Origin of the sequence: Vulcanimicrobium alpinum (genome assembly GCF_027923555.1) — a bacterium.
Taxonomy (GTDB): Bacteria; Vulcanimicrobiota; Vulcanimicrobiia; order Vulcanimicrobiales; family Vulcanimicrobiaceae; genus Vulcanimicrobium; species Vulcanimicrobium alpinum.
In genome coordinates this window covers 281600-294838 of the sequence record NZ_AP025523.1, presented here as the reverse complement: position 1 = coordinate 294838, position 13239 = coordinate 281600, and the positions used below count along the sequence as shown (strand labels likewise).

Sequence of the window (13239 nt, the reverse complement as noted above, 5' to 3'; positions counted from 1 at the left end):
GGTTCAGCGCGCGGCGGCGAGCAGCGCCGCCGCGAGGTCGGCGTCGCGTGCGGGCGGAATCGTGCGCAGGTCGATCGCAACCGCATCGCCGTCGATCCGCGCAACCACCGGCGGATCGCCGGCGCGCAGGCGTGCCGCAGCCGCATTGACGTCGCCGTCCGCGGGCCGCCATGCGAGCGCGATCGAGGGCAGCGGAGCGAGCGGGAGCGTTCCGCCGCCGGCGTAGCCTTCGTGTCCCGCGACGTGCACATCGAGCCCGTCCACACGCGCGACCAGCGCCTCGGCGCGCGCGCGCAGCGCGTCGATCGGCGTCGCGAGCATGCGGTAGAGCGGGATTTGTTCGCGCACGGTACCCTCGACGTGCAGGCGCAGCGTCGCGCCGAGCGCGGCGATCGTCACCGACCCGACGCGCAGAGCGCGCAGCAGCGGGTTCGCGCGCAGGCGTGCGATGGCGGCGCGGCGACCGGCGATGATCCCCGCCTGCGGTCCGCCCAGCAGTTTGTCGGCGGAGAACGTCACCAGATCGACGCCGTCGGAGACCGCTTCGGCGACGGTGCGCTCGCCGGGCAGTCCGTACGGACGCACATCTTCCAGCGCGCCGCTGCCGAGATCTTCGATCACCGGAACGCCGGCGCGCGCGCCCAGCGCGACGAGTTCCGGTGCGGTGACGTCTTCGGTGAAGCCCTCGATGCGATAGTTCGAGGGATGCGCGCGCATCAGCAGCGCGGTGCGCGGCGAGAGCGCGTGCGCGTAGTCGGCGATGCGAACCTTGTTGGTCGCTCCGACCTCGACGAGCCGCGCGCCGCTGCGCGCGAGCACGTCGGGAAGGCGAAAGCCGCCGCCGATCTCGACGAGCTGACCACGCGCGACGATCACCTCACGCGCGGAGCCGTCGGGCGCGCGCGCGAAGGTGTCGAGGACGAGCAGGACCGCCGCCGCGCAGTTGTTCACCACGAGGCTCGCTTCCGCACCGGTGACCGCGCGCAGCAGCGCGTCGAGCCGCTCGTAGCGCGAGCCGCGCGTCCCGGTCGTCAGATCGAACTCCAGATTCGACGCGCCGCCGGCGGCCGCCGCGATCGCGTCGAGCGCCGCCGCGGCGAGCGGTGCGCGCCCGAGGTTGGTGTGCAGCAGAACGCCGGTGCCGTTCAGCACGCCGACGAGACCGCGCTGCGCTTCGCCCGCGAGGCGGACGAGCGCATCATCCACGACGGCGGATGCCGGCGGCGTTACCTCGGCTGCACGCGCCGCGTCGAGCGCGGCGACGACGTGCCGCTTCGCCGTCGGCGCCCCCAAGAGCACGACGAACCGCGCGACGCGCGGTTCGTCGAGAACCCGGTGGACGGCCGGCAGGCCGCGGCGGTCGTTCAGAGGCGGGTCAGGCCGCGGCCAGATGCTTGTCGAGCATCTGGCGGATCTGCGCTTCGGGAACGAAGCCGACGATCCGGTCGACCGCCTTGCCGCCCTTGAATAGGATCAGGCACGGGATCCCCGAGACGCCGTACTGACCGGCGAGCGACGGCGCTTCGTCGGTGTTGAGCTTCACGAAATTCATCTGGCCGCCGAGCTGACCGGCGACCTTCTCAACGACGGGCGCAAGCATCTTGCACGGGCCGCACCAGGGGGCCCAGAAATCGACCAGGACGGGCTTGTCGGACCCGAGCACCGTAGTCGGAAAGGTGCTCTCGGAAACGTCGGGGAGTGCGCTCATGGCAGTGGGTTGAATACCTCCATCGCATACGGACCCGGTCGTAGGAGCGCGGGTTTCGACCCGGAAGGTCGCCTCCGTGCGCATGCCTCGTCTGCTCGCCGTCACCACGTTTGTCGCAGCGTCGCTTACGCCTGCTCTCGCACGTCCGGCGGCCGCCCCGGCGGCGAACCCCGCGACCGTGCTCGTCACGGCGACGGTCGGCGAGAGCGCGAAGGCGGAGATGCCGCAGGCCCTGTGGCGCAAGATCGTCGCCAATTACGTCGACGTGCGTTCCCCCGTCTTCGACGGGGAGACGACGCTCGCCGACGACGCGCGCTGCCGTGCCGCGCACGCGGTGTATGCCGTGCTCGCGACGTTCGACCGCGCGCCGCGGCTGCCGGGCGTCGCGCAGGAAACCGATCGCGCCTACGGGATCGCGCGCTTCACCGTGCGCAACTGCCTCAGCGGCGAGACGCTGCCGGTGAAGACCGTCAACCTCGAGAGCGATCCGGTCTCCGAGGCGTCCCGCGGCGACTTCGAACCGAACGCCGAACGGACGTGGGAGCGTTCGGTGACCGCCGCGCTCGCGCGCCAGCCGCTGGTGAAGCCGCTCTCCCGCATCGTCAACGTGTATAACGGAACGGTGCTGATCGAACGCGGTCCGGCGTTCGCCGTGAGCCAGGTGCTGCGCGGCGTCGCCGACAACGCCGGCGCCTCGCGGCCGCCCTTCGAGCTGATCGTCACCAGCACGACCGGAAAGTACATCGAAGCCGTCATAATCGGACGCGGAGACCCGCGGCCCGGCGACTACGTCGAAGCCGCTCCCTAATCACGCTGAGCTCGCGCGTCACACTGAGCCGCTCGTCACGCTGAGCTTGTCGAAGCGCCGCCCGAATCCCCATCCGAACTATCCCCGCCCCCGTCATCGACGTGACGCTGAACGATCAGCCAGTCGGAGCCGCGATCGTGCCAATGCTCCGACTGCTGCAAGCCGACGGTTTCGAGCGTCAACGTGCCGTAGGCGGGATGCGCGACCCGCATGCGTTTGGGGGCCATCGCGCGAACGCCGGCCGCCTCCCATCGTTCCGCGAACTCCGCGCTGGCCGCGCGCATCCGCTCGATGAATGCGTCGAACCGCGCCGGTTCGTAGGCGAACGCGTAGTTCATGTGCAGCACGGCGACAAGTTCGTCGGCGATGCGCGGCCATGACAGATGGATCGCGCGCAGCGACGGATCCAAAAACATGCGCTCGACGAGATTGCCGCCGCCGCGCGGCGCGAAGCCGAAGAGCGTGCCGGCGAACGCGTTCCATCCGAGGACGTTCCAGCGATCGTCGACGACGTACGCCGGCCCGAACTCGACGTTCTCCGCGAGCGCGATCAGAACGCCCCGGATCGTCTCCGCGGGCGGGAGCGGCTGGTCGCGCGGCGCGGCGAGCGCGAAGAGGTAGCGCCGTTCGTCGGCCGACATCGCGAGCGCCGACGCGATCGCGTCGAGCAGTTTCTGCGACATGCGGATCGGACGGCCGTTCTCGAGCGCGCTGTACCACGTGATGCCGACGCCGGCGGCGGCGCACAGCTCCTCGATCCGCACGCCGGCGTTGCGCCGCCGGTTCGACGCGAGCGGAAGCCCCAGCACCTCCGGTGAGGTCGTGCGCCGCCGTCCGCGCAGAAAGCGCCGCAGTTCGGCGCGGCGCGCGTCGAGCGGAGCGGCGAAATCGTCACTCACGGTGACGACATTCCGGAACCTCTGGTACCGTGCGTGCACGAGCGCTATGCTGTCGGGGCCTTGCCCCTCACATTTTGTAGACTGCCTGCGGTTCCTCGCGCCCGTTACACTCCCGAGCAGCATCGATCCGGGAGGTGACGTGAAGATCGCGTTTCAGCTCGCCGCATACGCCGTTGCCGGCGCGTTTGCACTTGGTACGGCATCGGCACGCGGCGACGATTCGACTCGGGACGATTCCGCGCGAACGTTCGCGCGGATGGCTCCGGTGCTGCAATCGCCGCGCTGCATGAACTGCCATACGATCACCGATTTTCCGCGGCAAGGCGATGCGCGCCGCGAACATTTCCTCAACGTGCGCCGCGGTCCCGAGAACCACGGTATGGCAGGGATGCGATGTTCGACCTGTCACGCGACGCACAATCAGACCGCGGCCGACGTCCCGGGCGCGCCGCATTGGGGACTCGCACCGCTCTCGATGGGCTGGGAAGGGAAAAACGTGCACGCGCTTTGTTTGGCCGTCCTCGACCGCAGCAAGAACGGAAACCGGAACATCGCGGCTCTCGTGCACCACTTCTCCGACGACCCGCTCGTCGGTTGGGCGTGGCATCCGGGCGGGACGCGCCGTCCGCCGCCGGTGGACAAACCGCACTTCCGTGCGCTCGTCGCGCATTGGGCCGCGACCGGTGCAGAATGCCCGGCATGAAGCGCGATGCGTTCCTGCGCGTCGCCGCGGTCGGCGGCGGCGGTTTGCTGCTGCAGCTCGAAGCGCCCGCGCTGGCGGCACGCAACGTCGACCACGCCGCGAACAGCGCCGTTCCGCTCAACGCCTGGGTGCGCATCAGTCCCGACAACGTGGTGACGATCATGGTCTCGCAAGCCGAGATGGGCCAGGGGATCGGAACGACGCATCCGATGGTGATCGCCGAGGAACTCGATGCCGATTGGGACGCGGTCCAGCTCGAGAAGACCGGCGTCGATCCGTCCTACGCCAACCCGTACGTGAACACCCAGTTCACCGGCGACGCGCGGAGCATCCGCGACTTCTGGCCGGTGCTGCGCACCATGGGCGCGGCGGCGCGCGACGCGCTCGTCCGCGCCGCCGCCGCGGAGTGGAACGTCGATCCCGCGACCTGCCGGACCGCCAAGAGCACGGTGACGCATCTGGCGAGCGGGCGCAGCGCGACGTACGGTTCGCTCGCCGCGGCGGCCGCGGCGCTTCCGGTCAATCAGAAACCGGCGTTGAAATCGCCCGCCCGATGGACGCTGCTGCGCACCGCGCACCGGCGCGTCGACCTGCGCGCGAAGATCACCGGCGAGCCGGTGTTCGGCATCGACGTCGTCGTCCCGCACATGGCGTACGCCGCGGTGAAGACGGCGCCGACGATCAACGGTGACGTGCTTTCCTTCGACGATCGCGCGGTGCGGCGGATGCGCGGCGTGCTGGGCGTCGTGCGGGTCCCGCGCGGCGTGGCCGTGGTCGCGACTTCCTGGTGGCGCGCGCACAAGGCGGTCGACGCGCTCCCCGTGCGCTGGAGCACCGGCGCCGACGTCGCCACGCCCGCGCTCGACGCGCTCTACGACACGACGATGCGCGGCGACGCGTGGACGCCGGTCGTGAAAGGCGACGGCGTCGCGGCCGCCCTCGATGCGGCGCGCGCGAACGGCGCCCGCGTCGTCAGCGCGGCGTACGGCTCGGCGTGGCAGGCGCACGCGACGATGGAGCCGATGAACTGCACCGCGTCGGTCGAGGGCGATCGCTGCAACCTCTGGGCGCCGACGCAGGGGCAGACGATGTGCGTGGTGCGCGTGAGTGAGGCGCTCGGCATCCCCAAAGACAACGTCGCGGTGAATCGGACGCTCCTCGGTGGCGGCTTCGGCCGGCGGCTCATCGCCGACTACGCCGTGCAGGCGGCGCTGATCTCGCGCGCGGTCGGCCGCCCGGTGAAGCTCGTCTGGACGCGCGAGGAAGACTTCCATCGCGACAGCTATCGTCCGGCGTTCCGCCAGTCGATGACGGCGTCGCTCGACGCGAACGGGATTCCCGTCGCGATGCTGCAGCGGCTCGTTGCGCCGACGATCGCGTCCCCGGTCTACATCGGACTTCCCAAACCCTTCGCGTTTCCGCAAGCCGACCCGTCGTGCATTGAGGGGCTGACCGACGAGGCCTATCCGTACACCGTAGCGCGGCGGCAGTTCGACGTGCACATCATCGACGTGCCCGTGCCGACGATGGTCTGGCGTACGACCGGCTACGGCCCGAACGTCTTCGCCTCGGAGAGCTTCGTCGACGAGCTCGCGCACGCGGCCGGCATCGATCCGCTCGCGTACCGCCTCGCATTGCTGAAGGGCAGTCCGCACGAAGCGCGCGCCGTGCCGGTGTTGCGCAAGCTCGCCGAACTCGCGAAGCTCGACGCGCCGCGTCCGCGCGGACGCGGCGTCGGCATCGCGCTCGCGTACTGTTTCCAGACCTACCTCGCGCAGGCGGTCGAGGTCTCGCTGCACGGCGACACGCTCGATCTGCACCATGTCACCACCGTGCTCGACGGCGGCTACGTCCTCGATCCCGACATCACGCGCGCGAACATCGAGGGCGGCATCAACTGGGGACTCACGCAGGCGCTCGCCTCGGAGATCACGTTCGCGCACGGCCGCAGCACCGCGACGAACTTCGACGGGTTTCACCTGCTCGCGCTCCCCGAGGCGCCGCCGACGACGTTCGCGTTCATCGACAGCGGCGCCGATCCGGGCGGACTCGGCGAAGTCGGGCCGGTTCCGACGGCGGCGGCCCTCGCCAACGCGATCTTCGCCGCGAGCGGACGGCGCGTGCGCACCCTTCCGCTCGCGCGTCACGGCATCCGCACCCGCTACGCCAAGCAATTCGCCTGAGGGACACGGATGATTCGGCTGAGGATCAACGGGAAAGCCGCCGCGCTCGACGTCGAGCCGGACACGCCGCTGCTGTGGGCGCTGCGCGACGAAGCCGGCCTGCGCGGCACGAAGTTCGGCTGCGGTCGCGGACTGTGCGGCGCGTGCACCGTGCACGTGAACGGCGAGGCCGTGCGTTCGTGTCTGCTCCCGATGGAGAACGCCGCCGGGAGCGACGTTCGCACGATCGAAGGTCTCGCCGCGCACGGCGAACTGCATCCCGTGCAGCAGGCGTGGCTCGAGATCGGCGTCCCGCAGTGCGGCTATTGTCAGTCGGGAATGATCATGGCGGCGGCGCGGCTGCTCGCCTAACACCGCTCGCCGAGCGACGCGCAGATCGACGAGTCGGTGACGAACCTCTGCCGCTGCGGGACGTACGAGCGCGTGCGCAAAGCGATCCACCGCGCCGCGGAACTCATGGCCGGGCGCGGCGTTTCGACAAGCTCAGCGTGACTTACACGGCCGGCGCTTCGCCGGTGATGTCTTCGACGGCTTTCGACTGCTGGCCGAGATTGGCGATCGCGATGACCTCGTCGCCCTCCGCGAGCCGCTGCAGGCGCACGCCTTTGGTCGAGCGTCCGGCGCGCCGGATCTGACTGACCGGGATGCGGATCACCTGGTTCCCCGAGGTGATCATCAGCAGTTCGTCGTCCGGCTTCACCAAGATCTGATCGACGACGTAGCCGATCTCTTTCTCCTTAGCGAACGCCTTCACGCCTTTGCCGCCGCGCGAGGTGTGGCGGTAGTCATCGATGGGAGTGCGCTTCCCGTACGCCTGCGAGGTCACGATGAGCACTTCGCGGCGGTCGTCTTCGACGACGTCCATCGCGACGATCTCGTCGCCGGCGGCGAGCGTCATCGCCTTGACGCCGCGCGCCGGGCGGCCCATCGGCCGCACGTCGGTCTCGTTGAAATGGACCGCCATCCCGTCGTGGGTCGCGAGGATGATGTCGCGGTCGCCGCGGCTCAGGTCGACGGCGAGGAGTTCGTCGCCGTCGTCGAGGCCGATCGCGATGAGCCCGTTGCGGCGCACGTTCTCGAACTCGTCGAGCTTCGTCTTCTTGATCACGCCGTGACGGGTGACCATCACGAGGTATTCGTCGGTGTCGAAACGGCTCACCGGGAAGACGGCGGTGACGTTCTCCCCCGGCGGCAGCTGCAGCAGGTTGACCAGCGCCGTCCCGCGCGACTGGCGCGTTGAGTCGGGGATCTCGTACGCCCGCAGACGGAACGCACGGCCCTTATTCGTGAAGAATAGGACGTGCTGGTGCGTCGTCGCGACGAAGAAGTTGCGGACGACGTCTTCCTTCTTCAAGTTCGCGATGCCGATGACGCCGCGTCCGCCGCGGTTTTGCGCGCGGAACGTGTCGACGGAGACGCGCTTGATGTAGCCGCCGACCGTCACCGTCACGACGACCTCGGTGTCGGCGATGATGTCTTCGATCGCGAGTTCGCCTTCGAGGGCTTCGACCGGCGTCTTGCGCGGATCGTCCATCCGCTTCTTGAGGTCTGCCGTCTCGTCGCGGACGACTTGCAGGATGCGGGCCGGCTTCGCGAGCAGGTCGCGCAGATCGTCGATCGTCACCAGTAGTCCCTCGTACTCGTCCTCGATCTTCTTGCGTTCGAGGCCGACGAGCGTGCGCAGGCGCATGTCGACGATCGCGGCGGCCTGGATCTCGTCGAGGCCGGCGGCGATGACGTCGTTCAGATCGCCCGGGATGTCGTCGGCGAGGCCGCCTTCGGGGACCGGGAAGCGCGCCATCAAGTTCGCTTTCGCTTCGTCGACGGTCGCGCTGGCGCGGATGATCGAGATGACTTCGTCGATGTTGTCGAGCGCGATGCGGAAGCCGCGCAGGATCTTCGCGCGTTCGAGCGCCTTGCGCAGTTCGTAGCGCGCGCGGCGCGACGTCACCTCGCGGCGATGATCGATGAAGTGCCCCAGCATGTCCTTGAGGCTGAGAACTTGCGGTTCGAGCGGGGTGAGCGTTCCGGTGGTGTGCTCCATCGTCCCGCCGCGCTTCACCGGGACCAGCGCGAGCATGTTGAACGCGAAGCTCGACTGCAGCGGGGTCTGCTTGTAGAGCTGATTCAGCACGACTTGCGGCGTCGCGGAACGGTGCAGCTCGACGACGATCCGCATCCCCTTGCGGTTCGACTCGTTGTGCAGCGCGGTAATGCCGGTGATCCGTTTCTCCTGATATGCGTCGGTGATCGACTCGAGAATGCGGTTCACCGAGACCTGGAACGGCACTTCGCTGATGACGATGCGGTAGCGGCCCTTGTCTTCGACGATCTCGGCCTTGCCGCGCAGCGCCACCGAACCGCGCCCGGTCTTGTACGCGTTACGGATCGCTTCGCATCCGAGCAGGACGCCGCCGGTCGGGAAATCCGGGCCGTGCACGCGGTCGAGCAGACCGTCCATCAGCTCGTCGTCGCTGAGATTTTTCCCGGTGCTGTCGATCAGGTACGTGATCGCGTCGCAGATCTCGCCGACGTTGTGCGGCGGGATGTTGGTCGCCATCCCGACCGCGATCCCCGAGGAGCCGTTGACGAGCAGTTGCGGCAGGCGCGCCGGCAGCACAACCGGCTCTTCGGTCTGGTTGTCGAAGTTGGGGATGAAATCGACGGTCTCTTTGTCGATGTCGGCGAGCATCTCCATCGCCGGGCGCGCGAGCCGCGCTTCGGTGTAACGATACGCCGCCGGCGGATCGGGATCGATCGAGCCGAAGTTCCCGTGACCGTCGATGAGCGGGTAGCGCAGGGTGAAGTCCTGCGCCATGCGCACCAGCGCGTCGTATACCGACGAGTCGCCGTGCGGGTGGAACGACTTGAGCACCTCGCCGATCACACCGGCGCACTTGCGGTGCTGTTTGCTCGGGTCCATCCCCATCTCGCGCATCGCGTAGAGGATGCGCCGCTGGACGGGCTTGAGACCGTCGCGCACGTCGGGCAGGGCGCGCGACGCGATGACGGACATCGCATAGGAGAGGTAGCTCTCCTGCATCTCGTCTTCGACGGCGATGGTGGACATGCGGGAGTCGTCGTTCACGGAAACTTTCTACGAGTCGGAATGCGAGAGTGGTTCGGTCTCGAGCGGATCGGTTGCGGCCGCCGGTGCGCCGGCCGCGCGCGCGAGTGCGTCGCGCAGCCGGCCGGCATGCGCGCGAAGCGCTTCGGCATGGGCTTCGAACCTGGCGTCGAGATCGGCCAGGTGTTCGGCTGCGGAGGAGGTCGGGATCACCGGCGGACGGCGTCGCGCTGCTTGAAAAGCGCCCCGACGAGAAAGCCGACGACCCCGCCTGCGATTGCCCCGACAACCGCGATCAGCAGCAGCTTGCTTTCGAGACCTTCGCCGACGTGATCGAGCGAGAAAAAGCGGCTGGTCAGCACGACGGTTTCGAAGGCCGCCGCGATCACCGAACACACCGCCCCGGCGACGATCCCAACGAGGACGTCACTCATCCGCAACAGCACCTATCACCATTCTGACTGAGAAGGAGGACGTCCTCGACGGTTTGCGCGCGCTCGACGCGTTCGCCGTCCGGGTCGCTGCGACGCTCGCCCCGGGGGACGTCGTCGTTTTGCGCGGGCCGCTGGGCGCCGGAAAGACGACGCTGGCGCGGGCGCTCGTCCGTGCGCTGCACGGCTCGGACGACGCGGTCAGCAGTCCAACGTTCGTCTTTCGTCAGACGTACCCGGGAACGCCGCCGGTCGAACACGTCGACCTCTATCGCATCGACGATCCCGCCGAGCTTCCCGATCTCGCGCTGGACGAAGCGTTCGCTCCCGACCGCATCACGCTGGTGGAATGGCCGGAACGCGCGGAAGACTGGCTGCCGGCGGCGCGCGTCGAGGTCACGATCGACGGCGCGGGCGCGGGGCCGCGGCGGGTGCGCGTGCGGCGGCTGCGATGAAGATCCTCGCGCTGGACGCGGCGCTCGACGGCTTCTCGGCTGCGCTCGACCTCGACGGGGAGATGCGCTCCGGCGGCGGCGGCCGGGCCGACGCGCTCGAGCGGGGCCTCGAGCGGATCGCGGACCTGCTCGGCGGCGCGTCCCTCGCGCTCCGCGACCTCGACCGCATCGCGGTCGGGATCGGCCCGGGATCGTTCACCGGCGTGCGGATCGCCGTCGCGTACGCGAAATCGCTCGCCTACGGCAGCGGTGTCCCGCTGGTCGGGATCTCGTCGTACGACGCGCTCGAGCCCGCCGCCGCGCCGCTGCCGAGCCTGACGGTCGTCGCCGGCCGGCCGGGCGTGATCTGCGCGCGGCTGCGCGACGACCGGGGCGCCCGGACCGCGTGCGGGCCGACCGCGAGCGTCCTGGACCGGCTGCTGGCGGGAACCGCCGGCACCCTCTCCGTGAGCGGGAATACGGAGGACGTGCTCGCGCAGATCGCCGAACGCGGGTTGACTGTGCGAGCGCTTCTGCCTCGAGCGCAACCCCCCGCCGTCGCGATCGCCGAACTCGCCCGCACCCGCGAACCGAGCCCGACGCCGCACGCCCTCGCACCCGACTACGGCGAACGTCCGGCCGTCAGCGAACCGCGCGCGCAGCGCTCGTGAAGGCCGAACTGAACCCCGCCGGTGCGGGCGCGCCCAAACGCCTGGCGATCGACCGGATGTCGACGACCGATCTCCCCACCGTGCTGCGTATCGAGGCGCTCTCGTTCGGCACGGCGTGGCCGGTGAACGCGTTCGCCAACGAGATCCGCGACAACAAGCTCGCCCACTATTTCACCGGCCGCTACGACGGCGCGATCGTCGCCTACGGCGGCATCTGGTCGATCCTCGAAGACGCGCACATCACCACGATCGCCGTGCATCCGGATCAGCGCGGCCGCAAATTCGGCGAGGAGATGCTCATCGCGCTGCTCGACGAAGCGATCGTGCACGGCGCGTCGTGGATCACGCTCGAGGTGCGCGAATCGAACGACTCGGCGCAGAAGCTCTACCGCAAGTACGGCTTCACGACCGTCTCGACGCGCCGCGGCTACTACAGCGACAACGGCGAGAACGCGCTGGTGATGTGGGCCGGCAACTTGAAAGGTGAGCTCTACGCCGCGCGCCTGCGCGCGCTGCGCGCCGCGCTCGACGACGAGATCGCACGCCGCCCGTGACGATGGTGCCGCCGCCGGTCGATCTGCTGCACCGCCCGCTCTCCGCGATCGTGCGGACGTACGGTACGCCCGCCGCGGTCGCAACCAAGGACGACGGACAGCACGTCGCCTTCACCGACGGTGCCGCGCGCTTCGACGCGATCGTCGACGACGACGGAACCGTGCACGCGTTCGACGTCGCGATGCCGCCCGGGACGACGTACACGGTCGACGTCGACGGCACGCGGCGACGGTTCACCTTCGGCGCCACCACGTCGCTGGGCGCGCGCGACGAACTCGCCGCGTCGGCCGAGACGGAAGGCCCGAACTACCGCGTCTTCCGCCAGGGTCCCGAGTCCGACGTCGTGCTCGCGTTCGATCCGAAGTCGTCGCTGCTCGCGCGCGTCGTCGTCGGCGACCGCGCGACGCTGCTGCGGCTGGGATACGTGCGCGAGGGGACGCCGCAGCAGGCGGCGCTCGTTTTCGTCGCGCCCAAACTCCGGCACAGCACAGTCGCCGACGGCAGCGGCGCGCACGCGACGGTGGTGCGGCTCGATCTCGACCGCAGCGGCGTCGTGCGCAACACCGCGATCGTCGTCCCCAGCGACGACGAGGCCTTCGACGCCGATCTGCTCAAGCGCGTCGCACACGACGCGTACGCTCCGGCGATGCTGGGCGGACGCGGGATCGGCGCGAGCGTCCTGCGCGAGATCCGGCATTGAGCGGGCTCGCGTTCGTGCGGATGGCGCGCGCCGTGCGCGCGCAGCTCGGTTCCGATCATCGCACCGCGCACGTCCTGCGCGTGGCGCGGACGGCGGCGCGGTTCGCGCGCGCGCACGGGATCGACGCGGAACGCGCGCGCGTCGCCGGGATGCTCCACGACTTGGCGCGACTCTACTCAGCCGACCGGCTGCTGCGCGAATGCGAGCGGCGCGGGATGCCGATCGACGCATTCGAGCGCGCCAACCCGATCGTGCTGCACGCGCGCCTCGGCGCGGAGCTCGCGCGCGAGCAGTTCGGGATCGACGACGAGGCGGTGCTCTCCGCGATCCGCAAACATACCGTCGCGGCCGAGGTCATGAGCCCGCTGGACGAGGTCGTCTACCTCGCCGACGGGCTCGAGCCGGGACGTGATTTCACCGGCCGCGCGGCGCTCGCGTCGCTGGCCCTGCGAGATCGCGACGCGGCGATGCGCGGCGTGCTCGCTTCGTCGATCGCCTATCTCACGCGCCGCAGCCTCGACGTTGCGCCGCAGACCCTCGCCGCCGCCGGCCGTTACGGCCTCGGGAAGGAACAGCGCTCTGTCTGAACTCGACCTCGTCTCCCTGGTCCGCGCCGCCGCGGAGGACAAGAAGGGCGAAGATCTCGCCGTCCTCGACCTCGACGGGCGCACGATCGTCGCCGACCACTTCGTCGTCGTGACCGGGCGGTCGGCGATCCAGACCCGCTCGATCGCCGACGCGATCGTCGACGCCGCGGAAGCGGCCGGCTTGCGGCCGCGCCTCGAGGGGCACGCCGACGGCGGATGGATTCTGATCGACCTCGGCAGCGTCGTCGCGCACGTGTTCACGCCCGACCAGCGGCAGTTCTACAACCTGGAACGGTTGTGGGGCCGCGTCGCCGAAGCCCGCGCCGAAGCGCAATGAGACCCAAACCGTACCGGACCGATCGCAAGTGGAACGGCGTCGCCAAGGCATTCACGTGGGTGCTGCTGGCGATCTTCGTGCTCACCTCGGTCGGCGTCGCGCTCGTCGTCGTCTCCGTCCACTAGCCCATCGCAACTTCCCGCGCGAGGCCGGGTA

The 13239-nt window shown here is 69.6% G+C and carries 16 protein-coding genes and 1 pseudogene; 11 read left to right on the top strand and 6 right to left on the bottom strand.

The features are described from left to right. Positions 1 to 3: 3 nt before the first annotated feature. Both selA and trxA read right to left on the bottom strand, forming a co-directional pair. Positions 4 to 1350 (bottom strand): L-seryl-tRNA(Sec) selenium transferase, encoded by a 1347-nt coding sequence (gene selA / locus WPS_RS01455; protein ID WP_317997586.1) that lies wholly within the window; start codon positions 1348 to 1350, stop codon positions 4 to 6. A gap of 25 nt (positions 1351 to 1375) precedes the next feature. Beyond that, positions 1376 to 1708: a thioredoxin gene (trxA, locus tag WPS_RS01450; protein ID WP_317996089.1), complete on the bottom strand. Its 333-nt coding sequence runs from the start codon at positions 1706 to 1708 to the stop codon at positions 1376 to 1378. A 76-nt stretch (positions 1709 to 1784) separates the two neighbouring features. On the opposite strand from trxA, the gene WPS_RS01445 reads away from it, so the two are divergent. Next, entirely contained in the window at positions 1785 to 2516 is a 732-nt protein-coding gene (locus WPS_RS01445; protein WP_317996088.1) for a hypothetical protein, read from the top strand. Positions 2517 to 2551: 35 nt separating this feature from the next. Here the strand turns inward: WPS_RS01445 and WPS_RS01440 are convergent, their stop codons facing one another. Beyond that, positions 2552 to 3538, bottom strand: coding sequence for a helix-turn-helix transcriptional regulator (locus WPS_RS01440; RefSeq protein WP_317996087.1), 987 nt, complete (start codon positions 3536 to 3538; stop codon positions 2552 to 2554). Between the two features lie 133 nt (positions 3539 to 3671). On the opposite strand from WPS_RS01440, the gene WPS_RS01435 reads away from it, so the two are divergent. The 3 genes and pseudogenes from WPS_RS01435 (at position 3672) to WPS_RS01425 (ending at position 6793) form a co-directional block, all read left to right on the top strand. Next, positions 3672 to 4118 (top strand): hypothetical protein, encoded by a 447-nt coding sequence (locus WPS_RS01435; protein ID WP_317996086.1) that lies wholly within the window; start codon positions 3672 to 3674, stop codon positions 4116 to 4118. After that, positions 4115 to 6301 carry a molybdopterin cofactor-binding domain-containing protein gene (locus tag WPS_RS01430; RefSeq protein WP_317996085.1) on the top strand — a complete coding sequence of 729 codons (2187 nt, stop codon included), beginning with the start codon at positions 4115 to 4117 and terminating at the stop codon, positions 6299 to 6301. The genes WPS_RS01435 and WPS_RS01430 overlap by 4 nt, the downstream gene beginning before the upstream one ends. Positions 6302 to 6310: 9 nt before the next feature. Continuing rightward, a pseudogene (locus tag WPS_RS01425) lies at positions 6311 to 6793 on the top strand ((2Fe-2S)-binding protein). A gap of 1 nt (position 6794) precedes the next feature. Here the strand turns inward: WPS_RS01425 and gyrA are convergent. The 3 genes from gyrA to WPS_RS01410 are packed head-to-tail and all read right to left on the bottom strand — an operon-like array spanning position 6795 to position 9802. Next, positions 6795 to 9389: a DNA gyrase subunit A gene (gene gyrA / locus WPS_RS01420; protein ID WP_317996083.1), complete on the bottom strand. Its 2595-nt coding sequence runs from the start codon at positions 9387 to 9389 to the stop codon at positions 6795 to 6797. Positions 9390 to 9398: 9 nt separating this feature from the next. Further along, positions 9399 to 9581, bottom strand: a complete 183-nt coding sequence (locus WPS_RS01415; protein ID WP_317996082.1) for a hypothetical protein — start codon at positions 9579 to 9581, stop codon at positions 9399 to 9401. Continuing rightward, positions 9578 to 9802: a hypothetical protein gene (locus WPS_RS01410; RefSeq protein WP_317996081.1), complete on the bottom strand. Its 225-nt coding sequence runs from the start codon at positions 9800 to 9802 to the stop codon at positions 9578 to 9580. The genes WPS_RS01415 and WPS_RS01410 overlap by 4 nt, the downstream gene beginning before the upstream one ends. Before the next feature lie 53 nt (positions 9803 to 9855). Here WPS_RS01410 and tsaE point away from each other — a divergent pair, with 53 nt between their 5' ends. From tsaE to WPS_RS01375, 7 genes are read left to right on the top strand one after another with little or no spacing between them, the layout of a single operon-like run. After that, on the top strand, positions 9856 to 10254 hold the full coding sequence (gene tsaE / locus WPS_RS01405; RefSeq protein ID WP_317996080.1) for a tRNA (adenosine(37)-N6)-threonylcarbamoyltransferase complex ATPase subunit type 1 TsaE: 399 nt from the start codon (positions 9856 to 9858) through the stop codon (positions 10252 to 10254). Beyond that, positions 10251 to 10904, top strand: coding sequence for a tRNA (adenosine(37)-N6)-threonylcarbamoyltransferase complex dimerization subunit type 1 TsaB (gene tsaB, locus WPS_RS01400; protein WP_317996079.1), 654 nt, complete (start codon positions 10251 to 10253; stop codon positions 10902 to 10904). Before tsaE ends, tsaB begins: the two co-directional genes overlap by 4 nt. Then, positions 10901 to 11458, top strand: coding sequence for a ribosomal protein S18-alanine N-acetyltransferase (gene rimI, locus WPS_RS01395; protein WP_317996078.1), 558 nt, complete (start codon positions 10901 to 10903; stop codon positions 11456 to 11458). The genes tsaB and rimI overlap by 4 nt, the downstream gene beginning before the upstream one ends. Beyond that, complete coding sequence (locus WPS_RS01390; protein ID WP_317996077.1) at positions 11455 to 12159, top strand: energy transducer TonB; 705 nt, start codon at positions 11455 to 11457, stop codon at positions 12157 to 12159. The genes rimI and WPS_RS01390 overlap by 4 nt, the downstream gene beginning before the upstream one ends. Beyond that, on the top strand, positions 12156 to 12746 hold the full coding sequence (gene yqeK / locus WPS_RS01385; protein ID WP_317996076.1) for a bis(5'-nucleosyl)-tetraphosphatase (symmetrical) YqeK: 591 nt from the start codon (positions 12156 to 12158) through the stop codon (positions 12744 to 12746). The genes WPS_RS01390 and yqeK overlap by 4 nt, the downstream gene beginning before the upstream one ends. Further along, a complete protein-coding gene (rsfS, locus tag WPS_RS01380) occupies positions 12682 to 13083 on the top strand; it encodes a ribosome silencing factor (protein WP_317996075.1) in 402 nt (133 codons plus the stop codon). Before yqeK ends, rsfS begins: the two co-directional genes overlap by 65 nt. Further along, entirely contained in the window at positions 13080 to 13208 is a 129-nt protein-coding gene (locus WPS_RS01375; RefSeq protein ID WP_317996074.1) for a hypothetical protein, read from the top strand. The genes rsfS and WPS_RS01375 overlap by 4 nt, the downstream gene beginning before the upstream one ends. The last annotated feature ends 31 nt before the right edge of the window (positions 13209 to 13239 follow it).

Excerpts from the sequence above, each read along its gene's own strand:
- WPS_RS01440 (WP_317996087.1), bottom strand. The coding sequence starts at position 3,538 with ATGCTGCTCGGGAGTGTAACGGGCGCGAGGAACCGCAGGCAGTCTACA.
- WPS_RS01375 (WP_317996074.1), top strand. The coding sequence starts at position 13,080 with ATGAGACCCAAACCGTACCGGACCGATCGCAAGTGGAACGGCGTCGCC.
- tsaB (WP_317996079.1), top strand. The coding sequence starts at position 10,251 with ATGAAGATCCTCGCGCTGGACGCGGCGCTCGACGGCTTCTCGGCTGCG.
- WPS_RS01410 (WP_317996081.1), bottom strand. The coding sequence starts at position 9,802 with ATGAGTGACGTCCTCGTTGGGATCGTCGCCGGGGCGGTGTGTTCGGTG.
- WPS_RS01435 (WP_317996086.1), top strand. The coding sequence starts at position 3,672 with ATGGCTCCGGTGCTGCAATCGCCGCGCTGCATGAACTGCCATACGATC.
- WPS_RS01430 (WP_317996085.1), top strand. The coding sequence starts at position 4,115 with ATGAAGCGCGATGCGTTCCTGCGCGTCGCCGCGGTCGGCGGCGGCGGT.
- trxA (WP_317996089.1), bottom strand. The coding sequence starts at position 1,708 with ATGAGCGCACTCCCCGACGTTTCCGAGAGCACCTTTCCGACTACGGTG.